The organism is Chromatocurvus halotolerans (assembly GCF_004340525.1).
Lineage (GTDB): Bacteria > Pseudomonadota > Gammaproteobacteria > Pseudomonadales > Halieaceae > Chromatocurvus > Chromatocurvus halotolerans.
The window spans coordinates 148,420-166,626 of the sequence record NZ_SLWX01000008.1; the positions used below are offsets into that span (position 1 = coordinate 148,420).

Consider the following 18,207-nt stretch of genomic DNA (forward strand, 5'->3'; position numbering starts at 1 on the left):
GTGCCGAACGTCAAATCGGTAGCAAAGGCCGCACTTGCCTGACGCGCGTTGCTAGCCCTCAAGCGCCTCCCGGATTTTCGCAACGAGATCTGCGCGCCGGTAGGGTTTGCTCAGAAGGTGGACACCAGGGTCAAGCCGCCCCTGATGCGCAATTGCATCCTCTGTGTAGCCGGAGGTGAAAAGCACCCGTAGTCCTGGCTGCCGGAGAAGGGCCTCATCGGCAAGCTGCTTCCCGTTCATGCCGCCCGGCATCACAACATCAGTGAACAGCAGGTCGGCGGTCCAGCCGCTCTCGATCAGCGCAAGTGCTTCGGCTGCGGACGCGGCCTCCCGGATTTCATAGCCAAGGCTGGCGAGTTGCGTTGCAACGTGTTTCCGAACCAGTTCGTCGTCCTCGACCACGAGGATTCGCTCTGTTCCGCTTGCCAGACCCGCCGGTGTGGTGGGCATTCGGTTCTCGGGTGCCACCGTCATGGACGCCGGAAAGTAGAGTTTGACCGTCGTTCCCTCACCCGGCTCCGAAGTGAGTTGGGCGTGCCCGTTCGACTGTCGGACAAACCCCCAGACCATCGACAGGCCAAGGCCAGACCCCTTGCCGACTGCCTTGTTGGTAAAGAAGGGGTCAAAGGCCCGTTCCATGATGTCCCGGGGCATTCCGCAGCCATTGTCAGACACGGCAATCACCACGTATTGGCCTGTCTTCATTTCCTCATGGGGTAGTAGATCGTCCGCGGTGAGTGTCACGTTGGAAGCCTCGATTGTCAGTCTTCCACCCTCCGGCATGGCGTCGCGAGCGTTGATCACCAGATTGAGAATGGCATTCTCAAGCTGCCCTCGGTCAACCTCAATGGGCCGGACATTATCGGCAACGCATATCCCGATCTCGATATCTTCATCTATCGTCCGGCGGATAAGCCCTTCGATGCCACTCAGCAACTGCCCCGGATGAAGATGTTCGGGCATGAGTGCCTGAAGCCGCGCGAAGGAGAGCAGGCGGCTGGTCAGATCTGCCCCGCGTTCCGCTGCTTGCAATGTGGTTCTGGCCAGTTCATGCGCCTGTGGGTTATTTGCGTGAATATCGGCCAGGCTCTCGGCACTCCCCACAATGATTGTCAGAAGATTGTTGAAATCATGGGCGATACCACCTGTCAACTGACCCACGGCCTCCATTTTCTGCGACTGACGCAGCTTCTTCTCCAGAACCCGAAGCTCCGTGACATCCGTCGCGCTGCCAATCATCCTGATCGGCTCGCCGGATTCGTCCCGAAGGAAAAGGCCTCGAGCAACCACGTCCAGGACCCGGCCGTCCGCACAAACAAACCGACACTCGCTGGTCCAGCTGGTTTCACCGTTGACAATCACCGAACGCATGTCATTGACTGCCCGGTCGCGATCATCGGGATGGATCCAGCTCTGCCATGTGGTCAGTTCAGTGCTCGATCCATGTGGGTCATAGCCGTATGTGTTTAACAGGGACTCGCTCCACCATATCTTTTCGGACTTCAGATCGGCGTCCCAGATGAGGTCATTCGTGGCCAGGCCCAGTAATCTGAAGCGTTCTTCGCTCACGCGCAGCACAGCCGCGCTGCGCTCCGCCTCTTCTGCCATGGCCGCGCGCTGAACCTCCTCTTCACGGTGTCGGGTGAAAAAGCCGAAAAAGGCGACGAAGGCGAAAAAGCTGAACAGGAATGTCACGATCGCATCCACGGTTTCGATGGCGACCGGCTCGGTGATATGCGCAAGCGCATAAATTGCCATCGGTAACGGGCTCAGACTGACAAGAAGGCTGATGACGCGTTTGTGGAAGCCGAAATTCGTGAACTGGTGAAACACGACCAGGGGGAAGAACCACGTAATGTAGGGAATGGTCCTTACAAGCTCCCCGGAAGCCTCAAGAACAATAATGGCGCCGGCGTTCAGGTGAAAAACAAAGTAAACAGTCAACACGCCGGTGATGACGCTTGTCGCCATCGCCGGTTTCAACACCACCAGAATCGTCAGCCCGCCCGTCACGATGGCCAGCAAGCTGATGACCCCGACTTCGGGTCCGCTCACCGACCCTGGCACGATACCGAAGACAACGCCGAGCATGGCGCCGGAAAACGCGATCAACAGAGCGATCAGAACGACATTCTGCGCTTGCTGCTGGCGACGGTCTGGACCTGTATCCTCGATTGGAGCCATTTTCCCGGACGCCTTCTGTCCCCTCCTAAGCTGCAAGGTCACCCGGAGCGCAGGCCATGGCCTGGTGACCGGGTCAGTTCAAGTTGATCGCGCAGGCACATTGTAACCTTATGAATGTAGGCAGACGTCTACCGGGCACCCCCAAATGGACGGCGACGAGCCCCACCGGCTGCAATCGCGGTCCGCGCAGGCAGGCGCACGACGATCATGTGCTGACGCTCGGGGCCTCGCCACGCAGGTCCGGCTCAAGCGGTCAGTAGATGGTAGTACTGCGGCGCCTTGTGCACGGCAAGGCCCAGTGAGAGCAGCAGGCCGGTGAGCAGGAAGGCGTTGCGCCAGCGGCCGGCGGTGTGCTCAAGCATGACGCCGGGCGTGTTGATCAGCACAATGAGAATAAGGTAGACCAGCGGGATAACCACCACGTTGATGCCCATCAGCAGGATGACCTTCAGCAGGGCCGGGAAGGACCACAGTGGCGCCAGCGCGGCAGCGCCAAGCACGAATATTGCCAGCAGCACATGGAACCCGCGGTTGTCCGCGCTGAAGCGCCAGGGTTTGCCGAAGGCATCGAGCATGAGGTAGACGGTGACCTGGGCGGCGACCACCAGCGTGGTCATGGCGGCGATGAACAGGCCCAGCGAGAAGATCATCGGCCCCAGAAACGCCACCGCCGCGGGCAGTGCGGCGCGCAGCACCCCGGCGGCCTGGCCCACATCCTCAAAACCCGCGTGCTCCGGCAGCGGATGGAGGGCGAAGGCACCGGCGACCAGCACGAAGAAGGCATAGGCGCCAAAGATCACCCCCAGATTGAGCACCGACTGGCGCAATGCCTGGCGCAGCTGGTGGCTGTCGGCACCGGCATCCGCGCATAGATAGGGCAGGCCGAGCAGGGCGGCCGGGGCGATGGCGGCACCGACCATGGCGATGATCGACGTGCTGGCCACGCGCACCGAATTACCGCCCGGCAGGGGCAGGTCAGCCGGCAGAGTGGGCACAAAGCCCGGCAGTATGGCGCGCCATTCGCTGAGCCCGCGCAGCGCCACTATCAGAAAACACAGGAACATCAGCACCATGAGCAGGGTCATCACGCGCTGCAGCCGCTCGTAACCGCGGGAGAACACCAGCCAGAGCACGGCTGCGGCCAGCGTTACCGACAGCGGCACGGCGACCCGGAGGTCCTGCGCCAGTGCGCTCTCGTTGAGGCCAGTCAGGGAAAACAGGGCAGAACTCATCACAGAGAGCTGTCCCATGGACACCAGAAAGTGCACCGGTACCACCAGCAGCAGAATCAGCCAGGCCAGCGCCGGGTGCAGCCAGCGGCCCACCAGGCTGAGCATGCCGGTGTGCGGGTTCAGGGCACCCAGGCGTGAGGCGCTGTCGGCCGAGGCCACAAACAGGGGCAGCATCAGCAGCAGCACCCATAGCAGCTCGTAGCGGAACCAGGCCCCGGCCAGCAAAAAAGAGGCGATGGCGCCAGCACCCATGGTGCCGGCAGCCATGACCGCCGCGGGGCCGACCAGATCGCGCAGCAGTCGGGCGAGCAACATCAGCGCGGGCGAACGTCGGTCGTTGCCTCGGGGCCGGCGGCGGCAGCCAGCGCCTGGGGCAGCAGATCCAGCGGCAGCGGCCCTGCGCGCAGTATGGCGTCCACCCAGTCGCGCACGGTGGCAAAGCCCATGGCTTCGCGATCGGCATAGAGCTGGCGGAACTGCAGGTAGCCGCTCATGTAGTCCCCCAGCTGCAGCGGCGAGTTGAGCACGCGCTGCCACAGATTACTGGCGAACTGCGGCGCCAGCAGGCCTTCATCGCGAGCGAACGCCAGCACCTCGGCTTCACCCCAGTCGGCGGTATTCACCTGCACGCTCACGTAGGCACGGGTGGCATTCTCCAGCCGCTTGCGCAGGTGCGCGAGACGCGTCAGCGGGGCATTGTCAGCCCAGCCGGCATCCAGCATCAGTTCTTCCACAAAGGTGCCCCAGCCTTCCACGTAGGGACCGTTCGGGAACAGGGTGCGCACCGGCGGCGCGGCAGCGACCGCAACCTTGTATTGCAGGTAGTGCCCGGGAAACATCTCGTGCGCGATGATCATGGTATTGAAGTGGGTGTTGAAGGAGCGGTAGAAGCCCTCGCGCACGGCCTCGGGGGCACTGTCCGGCACTGACGGCAGGTAGAACAGGGTGTCGGCGTCCGGATCGAAAGGCCCGCTGGGGTAGACTCCACCCACCGCGGCGCCGCTGAAATGCGCCGGCGACAGCGCGATCTTCAGCGTGGTGGGCTGTGGCACGCTGGCCAGATCCTGCGCAATGACAAAACGCTCGGCGGCGAAGGTCAGCCCGGTAAAGCTGGCCAGCAGCTCGGCGCCACGCGTATCGCGTGCCTGCTCCATGGCCTCCAGAGCCAGCGCCAGCAGCGCCTCACTGCGGGCCTCGGCCGCGCTGCCAGCACCCGCCGAAGGCTCGGCCGCAGGCAGGTCGGCCAGGCCTGCCGCCGCAGCCGCCTGGTCTGTCAGGGATAAAGACAGGGCCGGTCGCCCGGCTTCCGGCAGGCTGCGATACCAGCGCACCGCCTCGCGCTGCATCAGCGCACGCGCCGCGCGCACCTCCTCAAGCGCCACGGCGCGCAGTGAATCCGGCGTATAGCGGCCACCGGTGCGGCGCGCCAGCCCCGCGGCGTATCGCGCCTCGCCCATGCCCGGCTGTGGCGAGGCTTCCGGCAATACCGCGTTTTCCACATGGTGAATCAGCGCTGCCAGCGCCGGCAGCACCCGGGTCAGCGTCTCGCTCACCGTGCGGCCATCGGCAGCCGCTGGCCACTGCGCCACCATCCGGGCGAACTCGTTATTGTAAAACGCCTGGGTGCCCTTGAGCGTGCGTAGCGCCGTGCGCGTGGGTCCGAGGCGCCCCTGCTGCAGCGTCTCAGTCCCCAACAGACACAGCATCTCCACCCCCTCCAGCCGGCGAATGGCCGCAGCGCTGCGCACCGGGCCGTCTGCGGCGCGCACCAGCAGGTGGGTCAGCGCCTGGGAGATCTGCTCGCTGTACCACTGTGGCTGAGTCTGTGTCGGGTTCTGCTGCTGCCAGTGCGCCAGCTCGGCCTCGACCTGCTGCGCGAGCACCTGCAGATCCAGCGCTGTGGACGTTGCTAGCTCCGTCTCATTCAGCAGACGGCGTGCTGCGCTGGCCACGGCCGTGTTGTGTCCGATCCAGGCCTGCAGACGCTCGGGCGCATAATCCTCAAAGGCCGCGGCGCTGGGGGCATGCCCGTCGGCGTAGGCACGGCTGGGGTAGAAGGCCACCCAGGCATCCAGATACGCCTGGACCAGCTGCGCGGCCTCGGTCGACTCGGCCGCCCCGATCCTGAAACTGAAGCTGAAACTGAAGAGCAGCACCGCCGCCAGCCATACGCCCCGCCGTTTTTGCCGTCGCTCCATCACCGTCCCCCTCGTTGATTCAGCCCGCGCACTATCGGGCAGCCGCTGCGCGATCATAGCAGGCGTCCCGGCATAGCCACAGGCACCCGGCCACATGCTAAACTGCGCGGCCACTGCCCCAGCGGAGCCCTGCGCCATGAGTGAGCCGGCCTTTACCCTCTATGATCTTCGCGTAGAGACCATCGCCGGCGAGCGGCCATTCGTGTGCAGCCACGAACTGGGCAGCGGCTTTGAGGTGCGCGGTGAGAATATTGTCATGGATGCGGGCAAGCCGTTCTCGCTGTACGCACTGGCTGCCCTGCTGCCACTGATTCCGGCCAAGCAACGGCCACTGAATGACCACGACTGGATGGCCACCGACCACGTGATCGCCTGCCCGGATCCGCACTGCGGGGCGCGCTTTCGCATCAGCCGCATCGGCAAGCGCCGTTTCAGCCGCGCCGAGACCACCGTCGAACCCCTGCCGGAGCACAACCCATGGCAGGAATGATCCCGCGCTGCGAGCTGCGCAGCGATTACGATATCTCGCGCATTATCAAGGGCGGCTGGCAGCTGTCCGAAGGCCACAGCCAGGCGCTGTCAGATGACCCGGTGGCCGACATGTTCGCCTTTGTGGAACAGGGCATCGACACCTTTGACTGCGCCGACATCTATACCGGCGTGGAGGCACTGATCGGCCGCTTCATCGCCGCCAATCGCCAGCGCGCCGAGCCACTAGCGGTGCGGGTGCACACCAAGTACGTGCCTGACTACGGGGAGCTCGGTCAGCTGACCAAGGCGAAGGTCGAGCAGATCATTGACCGCTCGCTGTCACGCCTCGGCGTGGAGCAGCTGGACATGGTGCAGTTCCACTGGTGGAACTATGCGGCACCGGGCTGCGAGCAGGCGGCGCAGTGGCTTGCCGAGCTACAGCAGGCGGGCAAGATCGCGCTGCTCTCGCTGACGAACTTCAACAGTGAACAGACCCGCGCCCTGCTCGAGGCCGGACTCACCCTCGCCACCACACAGGTGCAGTACTCGCTGCTGGACCCGCGGCCGGAAAAATCCTTGATCGGCCTGTGCCGTGAGCACGGCATGCAGCTGCTGTGCTACGGCAGCCTGGCCGGGGGCTTTCTCAGCGACCGCTGGCTGGGCGAGCCGGATCCCACGGCTCCCGGTGGCCCCGGCCTCGACAACCGCTCGCTGATCAAATACCGGCTGATGATCGAGGAAGCCGGCGGCTGGGATGCCCTGCAGGACCTCCTCGGAGGACTCAAAGCCGTGGCCGACCGTCACCAGAGCAGCATCGCCAGCGTGGCGGCGCGCTGGGTGCTGGATCAGCCTCAGGTCGCCGCGGTGATACTCGGCGCCCGCAACGCGGCGCATGTTGACCGCTGCGAGCAGATCTTCCGCCTGAAGCTGGATGAGGAGGACCGCGCTGTGATTGCAGCCCTGCGCGGGCAGCTGGGCGTGCCGGCCGGCGATGTGTTCGACCTGGAGCGCGACAAGAATGGCCCCCACGGGCGTATCATGAAGTACGACCTGAACAGTGACTGACCGCCTGCCAGGCCCGATAACCGCGCGATGAAATCCACGCTGGCGATCACAGCGCCCTTTGCTTACTCTGTCCCCTGCACGGCCTGATCAAAATCCCCTGACTTTCGAGGGTTAATTTCCCTGAGGAGACCGCCCATGCATGCAGACCGAGGCAGCACCCTTTTTGCCCTTGTTCTTGCCCTCATCCTGGCCCCCGCCGTTGCCCTGGCCGAACTCACCGAGCCAGAGCGCCGGATGGCGAGCTGGATAACCACGCATGAGGAGGAGGCCGTTGAGCTTCTCGAGCGTATTACCCGCATCAACAGTGGCACCCTGAATGCTGCGGGAGTGCGGGCGGTCGGTGATGTGCTGGAGGCTGAGCTGGCGGCACTGGGGTTCGAAACCCGCTGGGTGGCGATGCCGCCGTCGGTGCAGCGCGCGGGCCACCTCTTTGCCCGGCGCCGGGGCGATGCCGGGCGCAGTGTTCTCCTGATTGGCCACCTGGATACGGTATTCGAGCCGGATCACCCCTTCCAGGGTTTCGAGCGCGATGGCGACCGGGTGGTGGGTCCCGGTGTGTCGGATATGAAGGGCGGTGACGTCGCGATCATCTTCGCCCTGCGTGCCATGGCCGCTGCCGGCGTCCTCGAGGGCGCGGATATCACGGTGGCCTTCATCGGTGATGAGGAGAGCCCCGGTCAGCCCCTGGAGCTCGTGCGTCGGGATCTGATCGAGGCGGGCAAGCGGGTTGATGTCGCGCTCGGGTTCGAGGGCGCGACACGCGATGGCGATACCGAGTACGTGAGCATTGCCCGGCGCGGTGCCAGCGAGTGGATGCTTGAGGTCGAGGGACGGGAGGCGCACTCGTCCGGCATTTTTTCCGAAGACGTGGGAGCCGGTGCTGTTTTCGAGGCCGCGCGCATTCTCAACGCGTTTTATCAGGAGGTTCGCGGCGAGGAGTATCTCACCTTTAACGCCGGCGCTATTCTGGGGGGGACGGATGTCTCCTACGATGCCGGTGAGAACCGCGGCACGGTCGCGGGCAAGACCAATGTGGTGCCGCAGCGCGTCGTTGTTCAGGGCGGGCTGCGCACCATCAGCCAGGAGCAGCTGGAGCGGGCCCGCGAGGCCATGCGTCGGGTCGTAGCGGAGGGCGGCCGTCCCGGCACCTCCGCGACGATCACTTTTCAGGATGGCTATCCACCAATGGCGCCGACGGAAGGCAACCGGGCGCTCATGGCCAGCTACAACGAGGTGAGCGAAGACCTGGGTCTCGGGACCCTGGAGGTCTATGACCCGGGTCGGCGCGGTGCAGCGGACATTTCCTTTGTTGCACCTTACAGCGACGGCCTTGCCGGGCTTGGTATGCAAGGCCGCGGTGCCCATGCCCCCGGTGAGTCTCTCGACCTGACGTCTCTGCCGGCCGCGACCAGTCGTGCCGCGATCTTTCTGTACCGGCTGACGACCGGGGCGGAGCGCTAGTGGAGCACGTGGCCGCGCGGTCCTGCGCGGGCCATGAATTCTTGTTTGCCTCAGCCTGGCTGGAGGCCGAGTTTCGCTACGCAGCCATCTGACCGTCCGCCAGTTTTACTTGCTGACGGTTTTTGCCCCCCCACCGTCCTGGGGCGCTGTCGTTGTGACCGGGACGAAACAATGATATACGGTGTTGTTCGGTAGACCTGACGATTGTGCAAGGAGCGCAGGCATGAGGGGCGAGGACGGCGGCGCAGGCGAGGGCGCGTCAGGACACCGCAAGCTGGTGCAGGAAAATGCCGCCTTGCGCACTGCGCTTTCCGAGGCTCTGGCAAGAGAAGAGTTTTTCCGCGTTATTGCTGAACAGGTCGGTGATTATGTTGCGGTGCTGGACCTCGAGGGACGTCGCGTTTTTAACAGCCGTTCCTACGCAACCTTGTTCGGCAACCGCAGCAATCTTGTTGGCACAGATTCCTTTGCTGAGGTTCACCCTGATGACCTGAAGGCAGTAAAGACAGCGTTCCGCGAAACAGTGAAGACGGGCCGTGGCCACATGCTGACGTTCCGTTTTCTTTTACCCGATGGAAGCGAGCATTACATGGAATCCTGAATCGCACCGGGTTTGTCGGAGGCTCCTAACCTTGAGAGGATGGAGCAATGACAAAGCAAAGCAGATATTCCCCGGAGTTTCGGGAGCGGGCCGTTCGTATGCTGTTGGATCAGCAGGGAGAGCACGAATCCCAATGGGCGGCAATGAATTCTATCGCGGCGAAAGTTGGATGTACGGCGGAGACGTTGCGAAAGTGGGTCAGGCAGTCAGAGAAAGATCTGGGGCTGCGTGATGGCGTCACCAGCGATGAGCGCGAGCGCCTCAAGACGCTGGAGCGGGAGAATCGTGAGTTAAAGCGGGCTAACGAGATTTTACGCAAGGCGTCGGCTTATTTTGCCCAGGCGGAGCTCGACGGGCAGGCCTTCCTGCGCCGACCGAAGTGATGGTGTCGTTCATCGACCAGCATCGAGACAGCTACGGGGTCGAGCCGATCTGCAAGGAACTGCCGATCGCCCCGTCGACGTTTTATGACCATCAAGCTAAACAACGTGATCCACAGCGCCGCTCCGCGCGAGCGAAGCGTGATGACGAAATCTGCGTTGATGTGCAGCGTGTTTTCGACGAGAACCTGCGCGTCTATGGCATTCACAAGGTCTGGCGGCAGATGAATCGTGAAGACATCTGCATTGCCCGCTGCACCGTGGCCCGCCTGATGAAGCGCCTGGGTCTTGAAGGCACGCGGCGCGGCCGGCGCTGTCGCACCACGATTCCCGACACGGACGCCGTCCGCCCAGCCGATCTGGTGAAGCGACAGTTCACTGCGGATCGCCCCAACCAGCTGTGGGTCGCTGACATTACCTATGTGGCGACCTGGAGCGGTTTTGTTTACGTCGCCTTCGTTGTCGATGTGTATTCACGCCACATCGTAGGCTGGCGTGCCGCCCGTTCAATGCGTACGGACCTTGTCCTCGATGCGCTGGAGCAGGCGGTATGGGCTCGTGGTGGCGTGCGGGGCGTCATCCACCACAGTGACCGTGGCAGCCAGTATTTATCGATTCGCTACTCGGAGCGACTGGCAGAGGCCGGCATGCAGCCGTCAGTGGGCAGCCGTGGAGACTCTTACGACAACGCCTTGGCTGAAACGATTAACGGGCTCTACAAGGCAGAGATTATCCACAAGCGTGGTCCGTGGAAGAACGTCGATGACGTTGAATTTGCCACTCTGGAATGGGTTGACTGGTTCAACAACCGCCGGCTTCTGACGTCGATCGGGGATATGCCGCCCGCGGAGTACGAAGCAGCGTATTATCAACAGGAAGCCGAGTCGGCCATGGCGGCCTGACTCAAACCAATGAGCCTCCGGAATACCCGGTGCGATTCATCCTGCGGTGCGCTGGTCCGGGACGATGCTGGCAAGCCCAGTCACGTTGTCGTGGTTTCGCGCGACATCACAGATCGTGTCGCGGACGAGCAGCGAATCCTGGAGATGGCTTACCACGATCCTCTGACTGAACTGCCCAACCGCCGTCTGCTGGAGGACCGGATCGATCAGGCCATGCTAGCCAGCCAGCGCAGCGGCAACTACGGTGCGCTTTTGCTGCTGGATCTTGATCAATTCAAGGAACTCAACGACGAGTGCGGTCATGCCCTTGGCGACGCGCTCCTGATTGAGGCCGCGGCGCGCATACTGGGTAGCGTGCGCAAGTCGGATACCGTGGCGCGCCTGGGCGGTGACGAGTTCGTTGTGCTGCTGGGTGCGCTGGATACCGACAAGCAGACGTCGCGGGCAAAGGCGCAACAGCTGGCGGAGAAACTGCGAGTCAAGCTCGCCAGACTCTACCGGCTGCGAGCAAACGACAGTAATGGCGATGAGCCGGCAGGACACATCGAGCACCGCTGCACGGGCAGCATTGGTGTAGCTCTGTTCCTTGGGCGTGAGATCAGCATCGACGAGCTTCTGGAGCGCGCCGACAAAGCCATGTACAACGCCAAGCATGCGGGTGCGAATCGGATCAGCTTCGCCGATGGTCCCCTGGAGAAGTGACACAGGCCCACAATCGTCCAGGCTTGTTTGACGCGCGTTCGCGTAATGCGGATCAGCGGGCCACGGCGGCGTGTTTATCCCCCGGCAGGGAGCGCCGGGAGCAGCCCGTCCATTTGTGCCAGCTCCGTTTCGGCAGCGATTCGGCCGAAACCCGGCCAGAACGGGTCCTCCATGAGCTGTTCAAGAATCTGGCGCGCGCCTTCCACATCACCCCTCGCGAGACAGCAGGGCGTCTGCGTCTGCCACAACACCTGCCGAATCTTTCCTGGCATAGAGTGCGTCCCCGAAAAAGGACCGGGCCTGCGGCTGGGTCAGGGGGTCACCCGCGCGGTGGGCCGGGTTCCAGTCATGCTCGGGGGAATCCTCGCAGGCCGCACCGAAGGACAGACCCAGCAGCAACACAGGCAGTAATGACAGGCGGCGGCAGACTCGGTTCATGACATCGCTCCAGGTATTTATTTGATGCAGAAGGTTGAGTTGATGCAACAGGCACGGTCGAAACGCATCCGAACAAAGCGTATCAAGCCTGACACGGGCAGGCAGCGCAAGCCTCGCGATTCTCCTGTATAGCTCCGCTCAGGCTGGACGAAGGCGCGGCGCAATGAACTCAGCCGCAGGTAGTGCGGTATCAATGCAGAGCCAGCATTGGATCTCGCTGACGCTTTCGGCACATCGCCGAAGTTCTGGATGATGACCTGCGTCTGATGTGAAACAATGATGCCGAAGCCAGTCCGGTTTGCCAGCCTGCCATGAGCTCCTACACTACCAGGCTCGATCGTTTTATCAGCCAGCACAGCGATTACTCGATAGCAGACACTCGCCTGCTGCTGGCGCAGCGGCGGATAATGCTGGATGGCGCTGTGGCGGATTCGGTTCAGCAGGCGGTGACGAAGCTCACCCACGTTGAGCTGGATGGTGTCTGCCTGCAGAGCAGGCAGCCGGTCTATCTCGCTTTGCACAAGCCCAGGGGTATGGTCAGTGCGACAAAGGACAGCAAGCACCCGACGGTACTGGATCTGGTTGACCATCCCCGCAAGGACGAGCTGCACATTGCCGGGCGCCTCGACTTCAACACCACGGGCCTGGTGCTGCTGACGAATGACGGGGCGTGGTCACGCCGGATCAGCTTGCCGCAGACGAAACTCCCCAAGACCTACGAGGTGACGCTATCCGAGCCCCTGAACGAGGCGTATGTAGCTGCGTTTCAGGCGGGAATTGAGTTTGCCCATGAAGGCATCACCACACTGCCGGCCCGGCTGGAAATACTCTCCGCGCACCGTGCCAGGCTGTCATTGGTCGAGGGCAAGTATCACCAGGTGAAGCGCATGTTCGGTTCGTTCCGGAACAAGGTGCTCGCGCTGCACCGCGTCTCGGTAGGGCCTGTGTGCCTGGGTGGTCTGGAGCCGGGCGCCACCAGGCCGATTGGCGCAAGTGAACTGGCGGAGGTGTCGCATCGGGTTTTCGGAACGCGAGACCGGGAGTTTTGTCCATGACGGCGGCCGACGCGGAAGGCAAGTGCCCATTCTGTGGCGAAGCGAATACCTGCATGGCGAAGAGCAGGCAGCCCTGCTGGTGCATTGCCGCCACCATACCTGCGGAACTTGTTGAACTGGTTCCTGCTCCGGCAAAGGGCAAGGCCTGCATTTGCCAGGCCTGTGTGCGTCGCTACAATCGGGACCCGGCGTCGTTCAGGTCCCGCTGAGCACGGCCTGCCGAGAGTCGACATCCTCGCTGAGAGTGTGCCCGATAAAGCCGGGCAGGCTCTCGACTGGACCTGCAGACCGATCCTGAGCCGCCCGGGCTTTTGTCCTCCAGCCAGACAGCTGAGATTCGTGCTGCTCAGGTTCCTGCGCTGCTTTGGCCACTCCGACCTTCTCCGCCAGGGCCAGGGCTCCGGCCCTGAACTCCGGGGCGTGTTGTCGGCGTGCTGCAGACCGCGACATCTTTCGGGTCGAGCAGCGTCACCCTTTCGCCCTCCGTGGCGGATTCGGTCGGTGTTCCTATGCACTATATCCCGGAGTTACACTTTCCTGGCCGTCCCTTATAACCGAAAAGCGTCTCCGCGGAGATTTTGGCGCTTTTTGATGGGGCGACAGCAATGATGGGGCGAGGGCGTTAACGAGCGGCACTCCGTCTCGTCTGAGACCGTGATGCACAAGCGTGTTGCGGGCTGGTTGCCAGCGCTTGGCTGTGTATTCCAGACCTTGCTTCGCCGCCTCCTGCCATCCCGGTCGGGCAGGGGTTAGATAAACTATGGAGCAGGTTGGTGATTCGGGCAAGCCGTTGCCGGTATTTTATGGAAACGATGTTCAACCCGGGCACAGTAAACAGCACATCCGCTGCGCTATCGGCAACGTGCGACCAGAAAATCCACAGCGACTTTCACCTTCGGCACCAGATAACGCTGTTTTTGATAGAGCAGATAAATCGCCAGGTTAGAGTTTTGGCTAACCCTCGGGGCCGGCGATAAATCCAGTTTCACCAGCTTCCCACTGTCGAGATAATCCGCGAGTGACCATGCAGGCGCCAGAATGATCCCCTTGGCTGCCAGAGCCTGACGCCCCAGCCATGGCGCATTATTTGAGACCGCAATGGTTTCACCGGACACGTCGTGCCACTCACCGTCGCTCTCACACAACCAGGGTGAGGGTCCCGTCGGGGTACGAAAAAACAGTCCCTTGTGCTGCCTGAGATCAAAGGCTGACTTTGGGCTGCCGTGGACCTTGAGATAGCCGGGAGCAGCGGCTGGAACAAACTCGTTATCCATCAGTCGCAACGCCTGAATTCGTTCGTTCGGGGGGTAGCCACCTCGAATCGCGATATCCACGTCGTCGCGCCCAAGCGCGGTCAGTTCGTCGCTCAAACTGATGTCGAGGACAATGTCCGGATACTCCTGCTTAAAGTCTTCCATCAACGGGAGGAGAATACCCTCACCAAAACTCACCATGGAGCTGATGCGCAACCGTCCTATGGGTTTCGCGTGATAGCTTCGGACCGTCTCATTACTCTGCTCAATCTGAAGCAGGATTTCCTGAACCTGCTGATGGTACAGCAGGCCGATCTCAGTCACCTGGACCACTCGGGTACTGCGCTTTAACAACGTCGCACCGAGGCTTGCCTCCAGGTTGGCCACCCGGCGCGAAAGTGACGACGGCGGAACATCAAAAACGCTTGCGGCTTTGGTAAAGCTACCTGTCTCAACGACCTTGGAGAAATAGCGCAGCGCTTTGAGTTCGTCCATTTTTTATTGTCTTTATGGCAATAGAGTTTGGACAATACTCTTATATAAATTATCTAAAAGACAACAAATAATGGCTCCTTCACCAATACAGGGGTTCGATCATGGCTTCATACACCAGCATCCATCTCGCAGCACGCCCAACACCAGGCCCAATTACAAAGGATTTGTTTGACGTGCGGACGCAGGAGATCCCGGAAATCGGTCCCGGGGAGATCCTTGTAAAACAGACTCACATGTCCCTGGACCCGGCGATGATCGGCTGGATGAGTCCGGATCCAGAGAGCTACATCCCCCCCGTCGGAATTGGAGACATCATGCGCAGCAGCGGTGTCGGGACGGTTGTCGCCAGTCACCATCCGGACTTCGTTGTGGAGGATCAGGTCAGGGGCATGCTCGGCTGGTCTGAATATCTGGTCAGCCAGGGCGAGGGATTGAGCAAACTTCGCCCCGAACTCGATGCCGAAACCGTCCTCTCCGTTTTTGCGCTACCTGGGCTTACGGCGACCCAGGGTCTGTACGGTTTTGGTGACCCCAAACCGGGTGAGACCATCGTCGTCAGCGGCGCCGCTGGATCGGTCGGCTCCCTGGTCGGTCAATTGGCAAAGGCAGACGGCCTCCACGTCATCGGTGTCGCAGGCGATGAGGAAAAGTGTCAGTGGATCAAGGAGGAGCTGGGTTTCGATGGCGCCATCAACTACAAGACTGATGATATTGAAGCCAGACTCGCAGAGCTCGCCCCGAACGGCGTTGATATCTATTTCGAAAATACCGGCGGCCCGGTTCAACAGCATGTGTTCGACCGCATGAATGCTCACGGCCGAATTGTGGTCTGCGGCATGATCGCGGATTACACCAGCCAGCAACCCGCTCCCGGGCCAAACTGGATTCCTTTGATCAAAAAGCGGATCACTATCCGGGGCTTTGCCATGCCAGATCATTTTGATGACGTTCCAGCGTTGCTCGACAAGCTCACGCCCTATGTCATGGCGGGTAAGATTAAATATCGCACCCATATCCTGCATGGTCTGGAATCGTCGATTGACGGTCTGAACCTGTTTTTCACCGGCGAGAATCGCGGCAAGCTCATCGTAAAACTCTAACCCACTCCCTTGGCAGAATCGCATGAACAATTTGAAATGGACCTATGTGGGGGTTGTGGTATTGCTGGCGATAGAACCCGCACTCGCCTCCGAGGCGATAAACCTGTCCGCCGGTAACGACGGCTCAGCAACGCGTATAGAGAACGATCTGGACAGTTGGATCGCACTCGCCATCGTGGTCACCTCACTGGTCACGGCCTGGTGCATGAACGCGGTGTCTCCGAAAGCCCGGTCATTTGGCACGATATTGGCGTCATTGGGGTGCCTGGCGGTGGCCGCCTGGTTTTTCCTCTTTGTCCTGGGCACAGGAATTCTGGAGAATCCGAAACCCAATCAAACACCTCTGGACTCAGCGAAGCCCACACTACTGTGGCTTCAGGGACTTATTGCCTTGGCGGCGGGATTGTTCCTGCTGCTGTTAGGAATAAGGCAGTCCGGTGAGGATAAAGCACTCGAGCTCAAGACCGAAAACGATCCGGAGCGATACGGTCGTGTCTCTCGATTACTGCATTGGTCCACAGCAATGCTGTTTATCACCATGATCCCGATGGGGACCTTTGCATCGATCATTCCTGAAGGCACAGACTACAGAAACGCCTACTACGTGGTTCACAAAACCATTGGGGTCCTGGTATTCGTACTACTGGCCACGCGCTTGATCTGGAATTTGAGAACACGTCGCCCCGCCCTGGCTGAGAGCCTGAAGCCAGTTGAGCGAAAGCTGGCCCACGGGGTGCACGTTGCGCTGTATGGTTTCCTGATCGCACTGCCCGTCACCGGATTTGTGATGACGAGTTTTCATGGCTATCCGACGTTCTTCTTTATTTGGGAACTGCCACCCCTTTGGGCCCCAAGCGACACAGGGACCGTTGTCTGGGGCCTTTTCCACAAGTATCTGTTGCCTTACGTCCTTTACATCACTCTGGGAGCCCATATCCTGGGTGCGCTCAAGCATCACTACATCGACAAGCACCCACAGGCTATCAAGCGCATGGTGGGATAATGGTGCTCTCAGCGGCCTGTCGTCGGTGTCGATCAACATGTGTTATCGCATTGCGTTGAATTTATTGATTCAGGATCGCGACATTATTCTGATGGATATCGGCAGTCACGATCAGGTTTATTGAGGCACCTCAGTTCGTACCAAACCAGCCTGCGGTGGGAGGTGGTAGCTACGGCTGGACTTGACGGTCCGGCGGTCCGGCCAGCGACGCCAGTATTATGAGTCGTGCTGAAAAATTTTAATCAATTGATTTTATTAAACTAAATCGACCGGGCCGGCGATCCAGCGCCCACGGCGAATTTCGCACAACGGAACACAACGGTGCAGAGCAAGTCCCGCACATCTCCCCCATGCTCCGCCCTGGTTTTTTCCAACAGCTGGGGAGTGTGTCGACAAAGGTGTCGGGCAACTGGCGACTGTTCTTCGAGTTTAGAGACGGCAATGTGTACCTGCTGGACTATGACGATTACCACTGACAGGAGAAAACACGATGCCTATGTATAATCCTTCGCATCCGGGCCAGATCATCCGGCAACGACTTATCGAGGATGAGGACGGGCACAAAATCGACAGCGTAGCCGCGGTCGCACAACGACTCGGCTGCCACCGTAACACCCTGAACCGGCTCATCAATGGCAGTGCCTCCGTAACACCGGATATGGCTCTGGTACTGGAACAGGCGGGTGCCGGTAGCGCCGAGTTCTGGCTCTCTATGCAAGCCAATTACGACCTGTTCCAACTGCGTCACAGCCAGGGAGCGGCTTGATGAGTGCCGGGAGACGTTCAGCGTCGATACCCAGTTGTTTTTTGGGCATATAAACGGCGTGCTGCGGGCCGCGACATCTTTCGGGTCGAGCAGCGTGATCCTTTTCGCCCTCCGTGGCCGATTCGGTCAGTGTTCCTATAAACTATATTCCTAAATAACGCTTTCTTCATTGCCACTTATAACCGAAAAGCGTCTCCGCGGAGATTTTGGCGCTTTTTGATGGGCTACAGCAATGATGGGGCGAGGGCGTTAACAAGGGGCACTCCGTCTCGTCTCAGACCATGATGCACATCGTTATTGCTAGCTTGTTGCCAGCCCACGACCAAATTCTTACTGCCATGAGGGTCCGGCGCAGGCCTTGCTTAAGACCCTGCTCCGTCCTTCCTGCCGTCCCCGTCGGTCAGCGGTTCAATAAATCATGGAACAGGGTAGAGAGCCGGGCAAGCCGTTGCCGGTATTTGATGGAAACGATGTTCAACTCGGGCACAGTAAACAGCACATCCGGGTTCTCCGCGGGTGCGGCATTTGAGATCGCAATGGTTTCACCGGACACGTCGTGCCACTCGCCATCGCTATCACACAACTGAATCGCACCGAGAAGACCGAACAAACCATCCGGTATCGCATCGGGTGTCAATCAGTGAGCGGCTCGGTACACCGCTTCCGGCACTTTCTCTGAATTTCAATCGAGAGCACTATGTAGCGTATGCGTATTCCGGACCAACGTGACCACTCATTCCGTTTCATCGTGACCGCCTGTTCCGGGTGATCGTGACCGCCCATTCCGTTTTATCGTGACCGATTTTGGGGTTTTCCCCGGAATCAGCGGTCACGGTGCCGGAATCGGCGGTCACGTTCCGCCGGAATCTCACCTAACTCGCTGGAATTCTTAACGAAACCA

The 18,207-nt window shown here is 60.9% G+C and carries 17 protein-coding genes and 1 other annotated feature; of the genes, 11 read left to right on the forward strand and 6 right to left on the reverse strand.

The window, feature by feature from the left end; all coding sequences use genetic code 11:
• Positions 1–51: 51 nt before the first annotated feature.
• The 3 genes from EV688_RS10785 to EV688_RS10795 all read right to left on the reverse strand — a co-directional run bounded on the left by EV688_RS10785 (position 52) and on the right by EV688_RS10795 (position 5,614).
• Positions 52–2,184: a hybrid sensor histidine kinase/response regulator gene (locus EV688_RS10785; RefSeq protein ID WP_117317928.1), complete on the reverse strand. Its 2,133-nt coding sequence runs from the start codon at positions 2,182–2,184 to the stop codon at positions 52–54.
• A 245-nt stretch (positions 2,185–2,429) separates the two neighbouring features.
• On the reverse strand, positions 2,430–3,731 hold the full coding sequence (locus tag EV688_RS10790) for a divalent metal cation transporter (RefSeq protein ID WP_240624362.1): 1,302 nt from the start codon (positions 3,729–3,731) through the stop codon (positions 2,430–2,432).
• Positions 3,731–5,614: a DUF885 family protein gene (locus tag EV688_RS10795; protein WP_162883909.1), complete on the reverse strand. Its 1,884-nt coding sequence runs from the start codon at positions 5,612–5,614 to the stop codon at positions 3,731–3,733. The genes EV688_RS10790 and EV688_RS10795 overlap by 1 nt, the downstream gene beginning before the upstream one ends.
• Before the next feature lie 136 nt (positions 5,615–5,750).
• Between EV688_RS10795 and EV688_RS10800 the strand changes: the two genes are divergently transcribed.
• The 6 genes from EV688_RS10800 to EV688_RS10825 all read left to right on the forward strand — a co-directional run bounded on the left by EV688_RS10800 (position 5,751) and on the right by EV688_RS10825 (position 11,196).
• Complete coding sequence (locus EV688_RS10800) at positions 5,751–6,104, forward strand: TIGR04076 family protein (protein ID WP_117317924.1); 354 nt, start codon at positions 5,751–5,753, stop codon at positions 6,102–6,104.
• Positions 6,092–7,150 carry an aldo/keto reductase gene (locus EV688_RS10805; protein WP_117317922.1) on the forward strand — a complete coding sequence of 353 codons (1,059 nt, stop codon included), beginning with the start codon at positions 6,092–6,094 and terminating at the stop codon, positions 7,148–7,150. The genes EV688_RS10800 and EV688_RS10805 overlap by 13 nt, the downstream gene beginning before the upstream one ends.
• A 135-nt stretch (positions 7,151–7,285) precedes the next feature.
• Positions 7,286–8,611 (forward strand): M20/M25/M40 family metallo-hydrolase, encoded by a 1,326-nt coding sequence (locus EV688_RS10810; protein ID WP_117317920.1) that lies wholly within the window; start codon positions 7,286–7,288, stop codon positions 8,609–8,611.
• Positions 8,612–8,888: 277 nt separating this feature from the next.
• Entirely contained in the window at positions 8,889–9,212 is a 324-nt protein-coding gene (locus EV688_RS10815) for a PAS domain-containing protein (protein ID WP_162883908.1), read from the forward strand.
• Positions 9,213–9,259: 47 nt separating this feature from the next.
• A protein-coding gene (locus EV688_RS10820) for an IS3 family transposase (RefSeq protein WP_117317916.1) occupies positions 9,260–10,494 on the forward strand; the annotation gives its coding sequence in 2 pieces (ribosomal slippage) (positions 9,260–9,545 and positions 9,545–10,494; 1,236 coding nt in all).
• Positions 9,538–9,669 (forward strand) — a sequence feature (AL1L pseudoknot). (Overlaps the previous gene by 132 nt.)
• Positions 10,495–10,503: 9 nt before the next feature.
• Positions 10,504–11,196, forward strand: coding sequence for a GGDEF domain-containing protein (locus tag EV688_RS10825; protein WP_117317914.1), 693 nt, complete (start codon positions 10,504–10,506; stop codon positions 11,194–11,196).
• A 207-nt stretch (positions 11,197–11,403) separates the two neighbouring features.
• Here EV688_RS10825 and EV688_RS10830 read toward each other — a convergent pair whose 3' ends face one another.
• Complete coding sequence (locus tag EV688_RS10830) at positions 11,404–11,634, reverse strand: hypothetical protein (RefSeq protein ID WP_117317912.1); 231 nt, start codon at positions 11,632–11,634, stop codon at positions 11,404–11,406.
• 311 nt (positions 11,635–11,945) lie between these two features.
• On the opposite strand from EV688_RS10830, the gene EV688_RS10835 reads away from it, so the two are divergent.
• On the forward strand, positions 11,946–12,689 hold the full coding sequence (locus tag EV688_RS10835; protein WP_117317910.1) for a pseudouridine synthase: 744 nt from the start codon (positions 11,946–11,948) through the stop codon (positions 12,687–12,689).
• A complete protein-coding gene (locus tag EV688_RS17900) occupies positions 12,686–12,898 on the forward strand; it encodes a cysteine-rich CWC family protein (RefSeq protein ID WP_117317908.1) in 213 nt (70 codons plus the stop codon). The genes EV688_RS10835 and EV688_RS17900 overlap by 4 nt, the downstream gene beginning before the upstream one ends.
• Positions 12,899–13,540: 642 nt before the next feature.
• Here the strand turns inward: EV688_RS17900 and EV688_RS10845 are convergent.
• On the reverse strand, positions 13,541–14,437 hold the full coding sequence (locus tag EV688_RS10845; RefSeq protein WP_117317904.1) for a LysR family transcriptional regulator: 897 nt from the start codon (positions 14,435–14,437) through the stop codon (positions 13,541–13,543).
• A gap of 101 nt (positions 14,438–14,538) precedes the next feature.
• Here EV688_RS10845 and EV688_RS10850 point away from each other — a divergent pair, with 101 nt between their 5' ends.
• From EV688_RS10850 to EV688_RS10865, 3 genes are all read left to right on the forward strand, one after another.
• A complete protein-coding gene (locus EV688_RS10850; RefSeq protein WP_117317902.1) occupies positions 14,539–15,537 on the forward strand; it encodes an NADP-dependent oxidoreductase in 999 nt (332 codons plus the stop codon).
• A gap of 22 nt (positions 15,538–15,559) precedes the next feature.
• Positions 15,560–16,540 carry a cytochrome b gene (locus EV688_RS10855; RefSeq protein ID WP_117317901.1) on the forward strand — a complete coding sequence of 327 codons (981 nt, stop codon included), beginning with the start codon at positions 15,560–15,562 and terminating at the stop codon, positions 16,538–16,540.
• Between the two features lie 490 nt (positions 16,541–17,030).
• Positions 17,031–17,306: a HigA family addiction module antitoxin gene (locus EV688_RS10865; RefSeq protein ID WP_205686633.1), complete on the forward strand. Its 276-nt coding sequence runs from the start codon at positions 17,031–17,033 to the stop codon at positions 17,304–17,306.
• Positions 17,307–17,706: 400 nt separating this feature from the next.
• Here the strand turns inward: EV688_RS10865 and EV688_RS10870 are convergent, their stop codons facing one another.
• Positions 17,707–17,943, reverse strand: a complete 237-nt coding sequence (locus EV688_RS10870; protein WP_117317899.1) for a hypothetical protein — start codon at positions 17,941–17,943, stop codon at positions 17,707–17,709.
• Positions 17,944–18,207: the final 264 nt, after the last annotated feature.

Bases quoted from the DNA above. Each gene is read 5' to 3' on its own strand.
- EV688_RS10785 (WP_117317928.1), bottom strand. From the start codon at position 2,184: ATGGCTCCAATCGAGGATACAGGTCCAGACCGTCGCCAGCAGCAAGCG.
- EV688_RS10790 (WP_240624362.1), bottom strand. From the start codon at position 3,731: ATGTTGCTCGCCCGACTGCTGCGCGATCTGGTCGGCCCCGCGGCGGTC.
- EV688_RS10795 (WP_162883909.1), bottom strand. From the start codon at position 5,614: ATGGAGCGACGGCAAAAACGGCGGGGCGTATGGCTGGCGGCGGTGCTG.
- EV688_RS10800 (WP_117317924.1), top strand. From the start codon at position 5,751: ATGAGTGAGCCGGCCTTTACCCTCTATGATCTTCGCGTAGAGACCATC.
- EV688_RS10805 (WP_117317922.1), top strand. From the start codon at position 6,092: ATGGCAGGAATGATCCCGCGCTGCGAGCTGCGCAGCGATTACGATATC.
- EV688_RS10810 (WP_117317920.1), top strand. From the start codon at position 7,286: ATGCATGCAGACCGAGGCAGCACCCTTTTTGCCCTTGTTCTTGCCCTC.
- EV688_RS10825 (WP_117317914.1), top strand. From the start codon at position 10,504: ATGAGCCTCCGGAATACCCGGTGCGATTCATCCTGCGGTGCGCTGGTC.
- EV688_RS10830 (WP_117317912.1), bottom strand. From the start codon at position 11,634: ATGAACCGAGTCTGCCGCCGCCTGTCATTACTGCCTGTGTTGCTGCTG.
- EV688_RS10835 (WP_117317910.1), top strand. From the start codon at position 11,946: ATGAGCTCCTACACTACCAGGCTCGATCGTTTTATCAGCCAGCACAGC.
- EV688_RS17900 (WP_117317908.1), top strand. From the start codon at position 12,686: ATGACGGCGGCCGACGCGGAAGGCAAGTGCCCATTCTGTGGCGAAGCG.
- EV688_RS10845 (WP_117317904.1), bottom strand. From the start codon at position 14,437: ATGGACGAACTCAAAGCGCTGCGCTATTTCTCCAAGGTCGTTGAGACA.
- EV688_RS10850 (WP_117317902.1), top strand. From the start codon at position 14,539: ATGGCTTCATACACCAGCATCCATCTCGCAGCACGCCCAACACCAGGC.
- EV688_RS10855 (WP_117317901.1), top strand. From the start codon at position 15,560: ATGAACAATTTGAAATGGACCTATGTGGGGGTTGTGGTATTGCTGGCG.
- EV688_RS10865 (WP_205686633.1), top strand. From the start codon at position 17,031: ATGCCTATGTATAATCCTTCGCATCCGGGCCAGATCATCCGGCAACGA.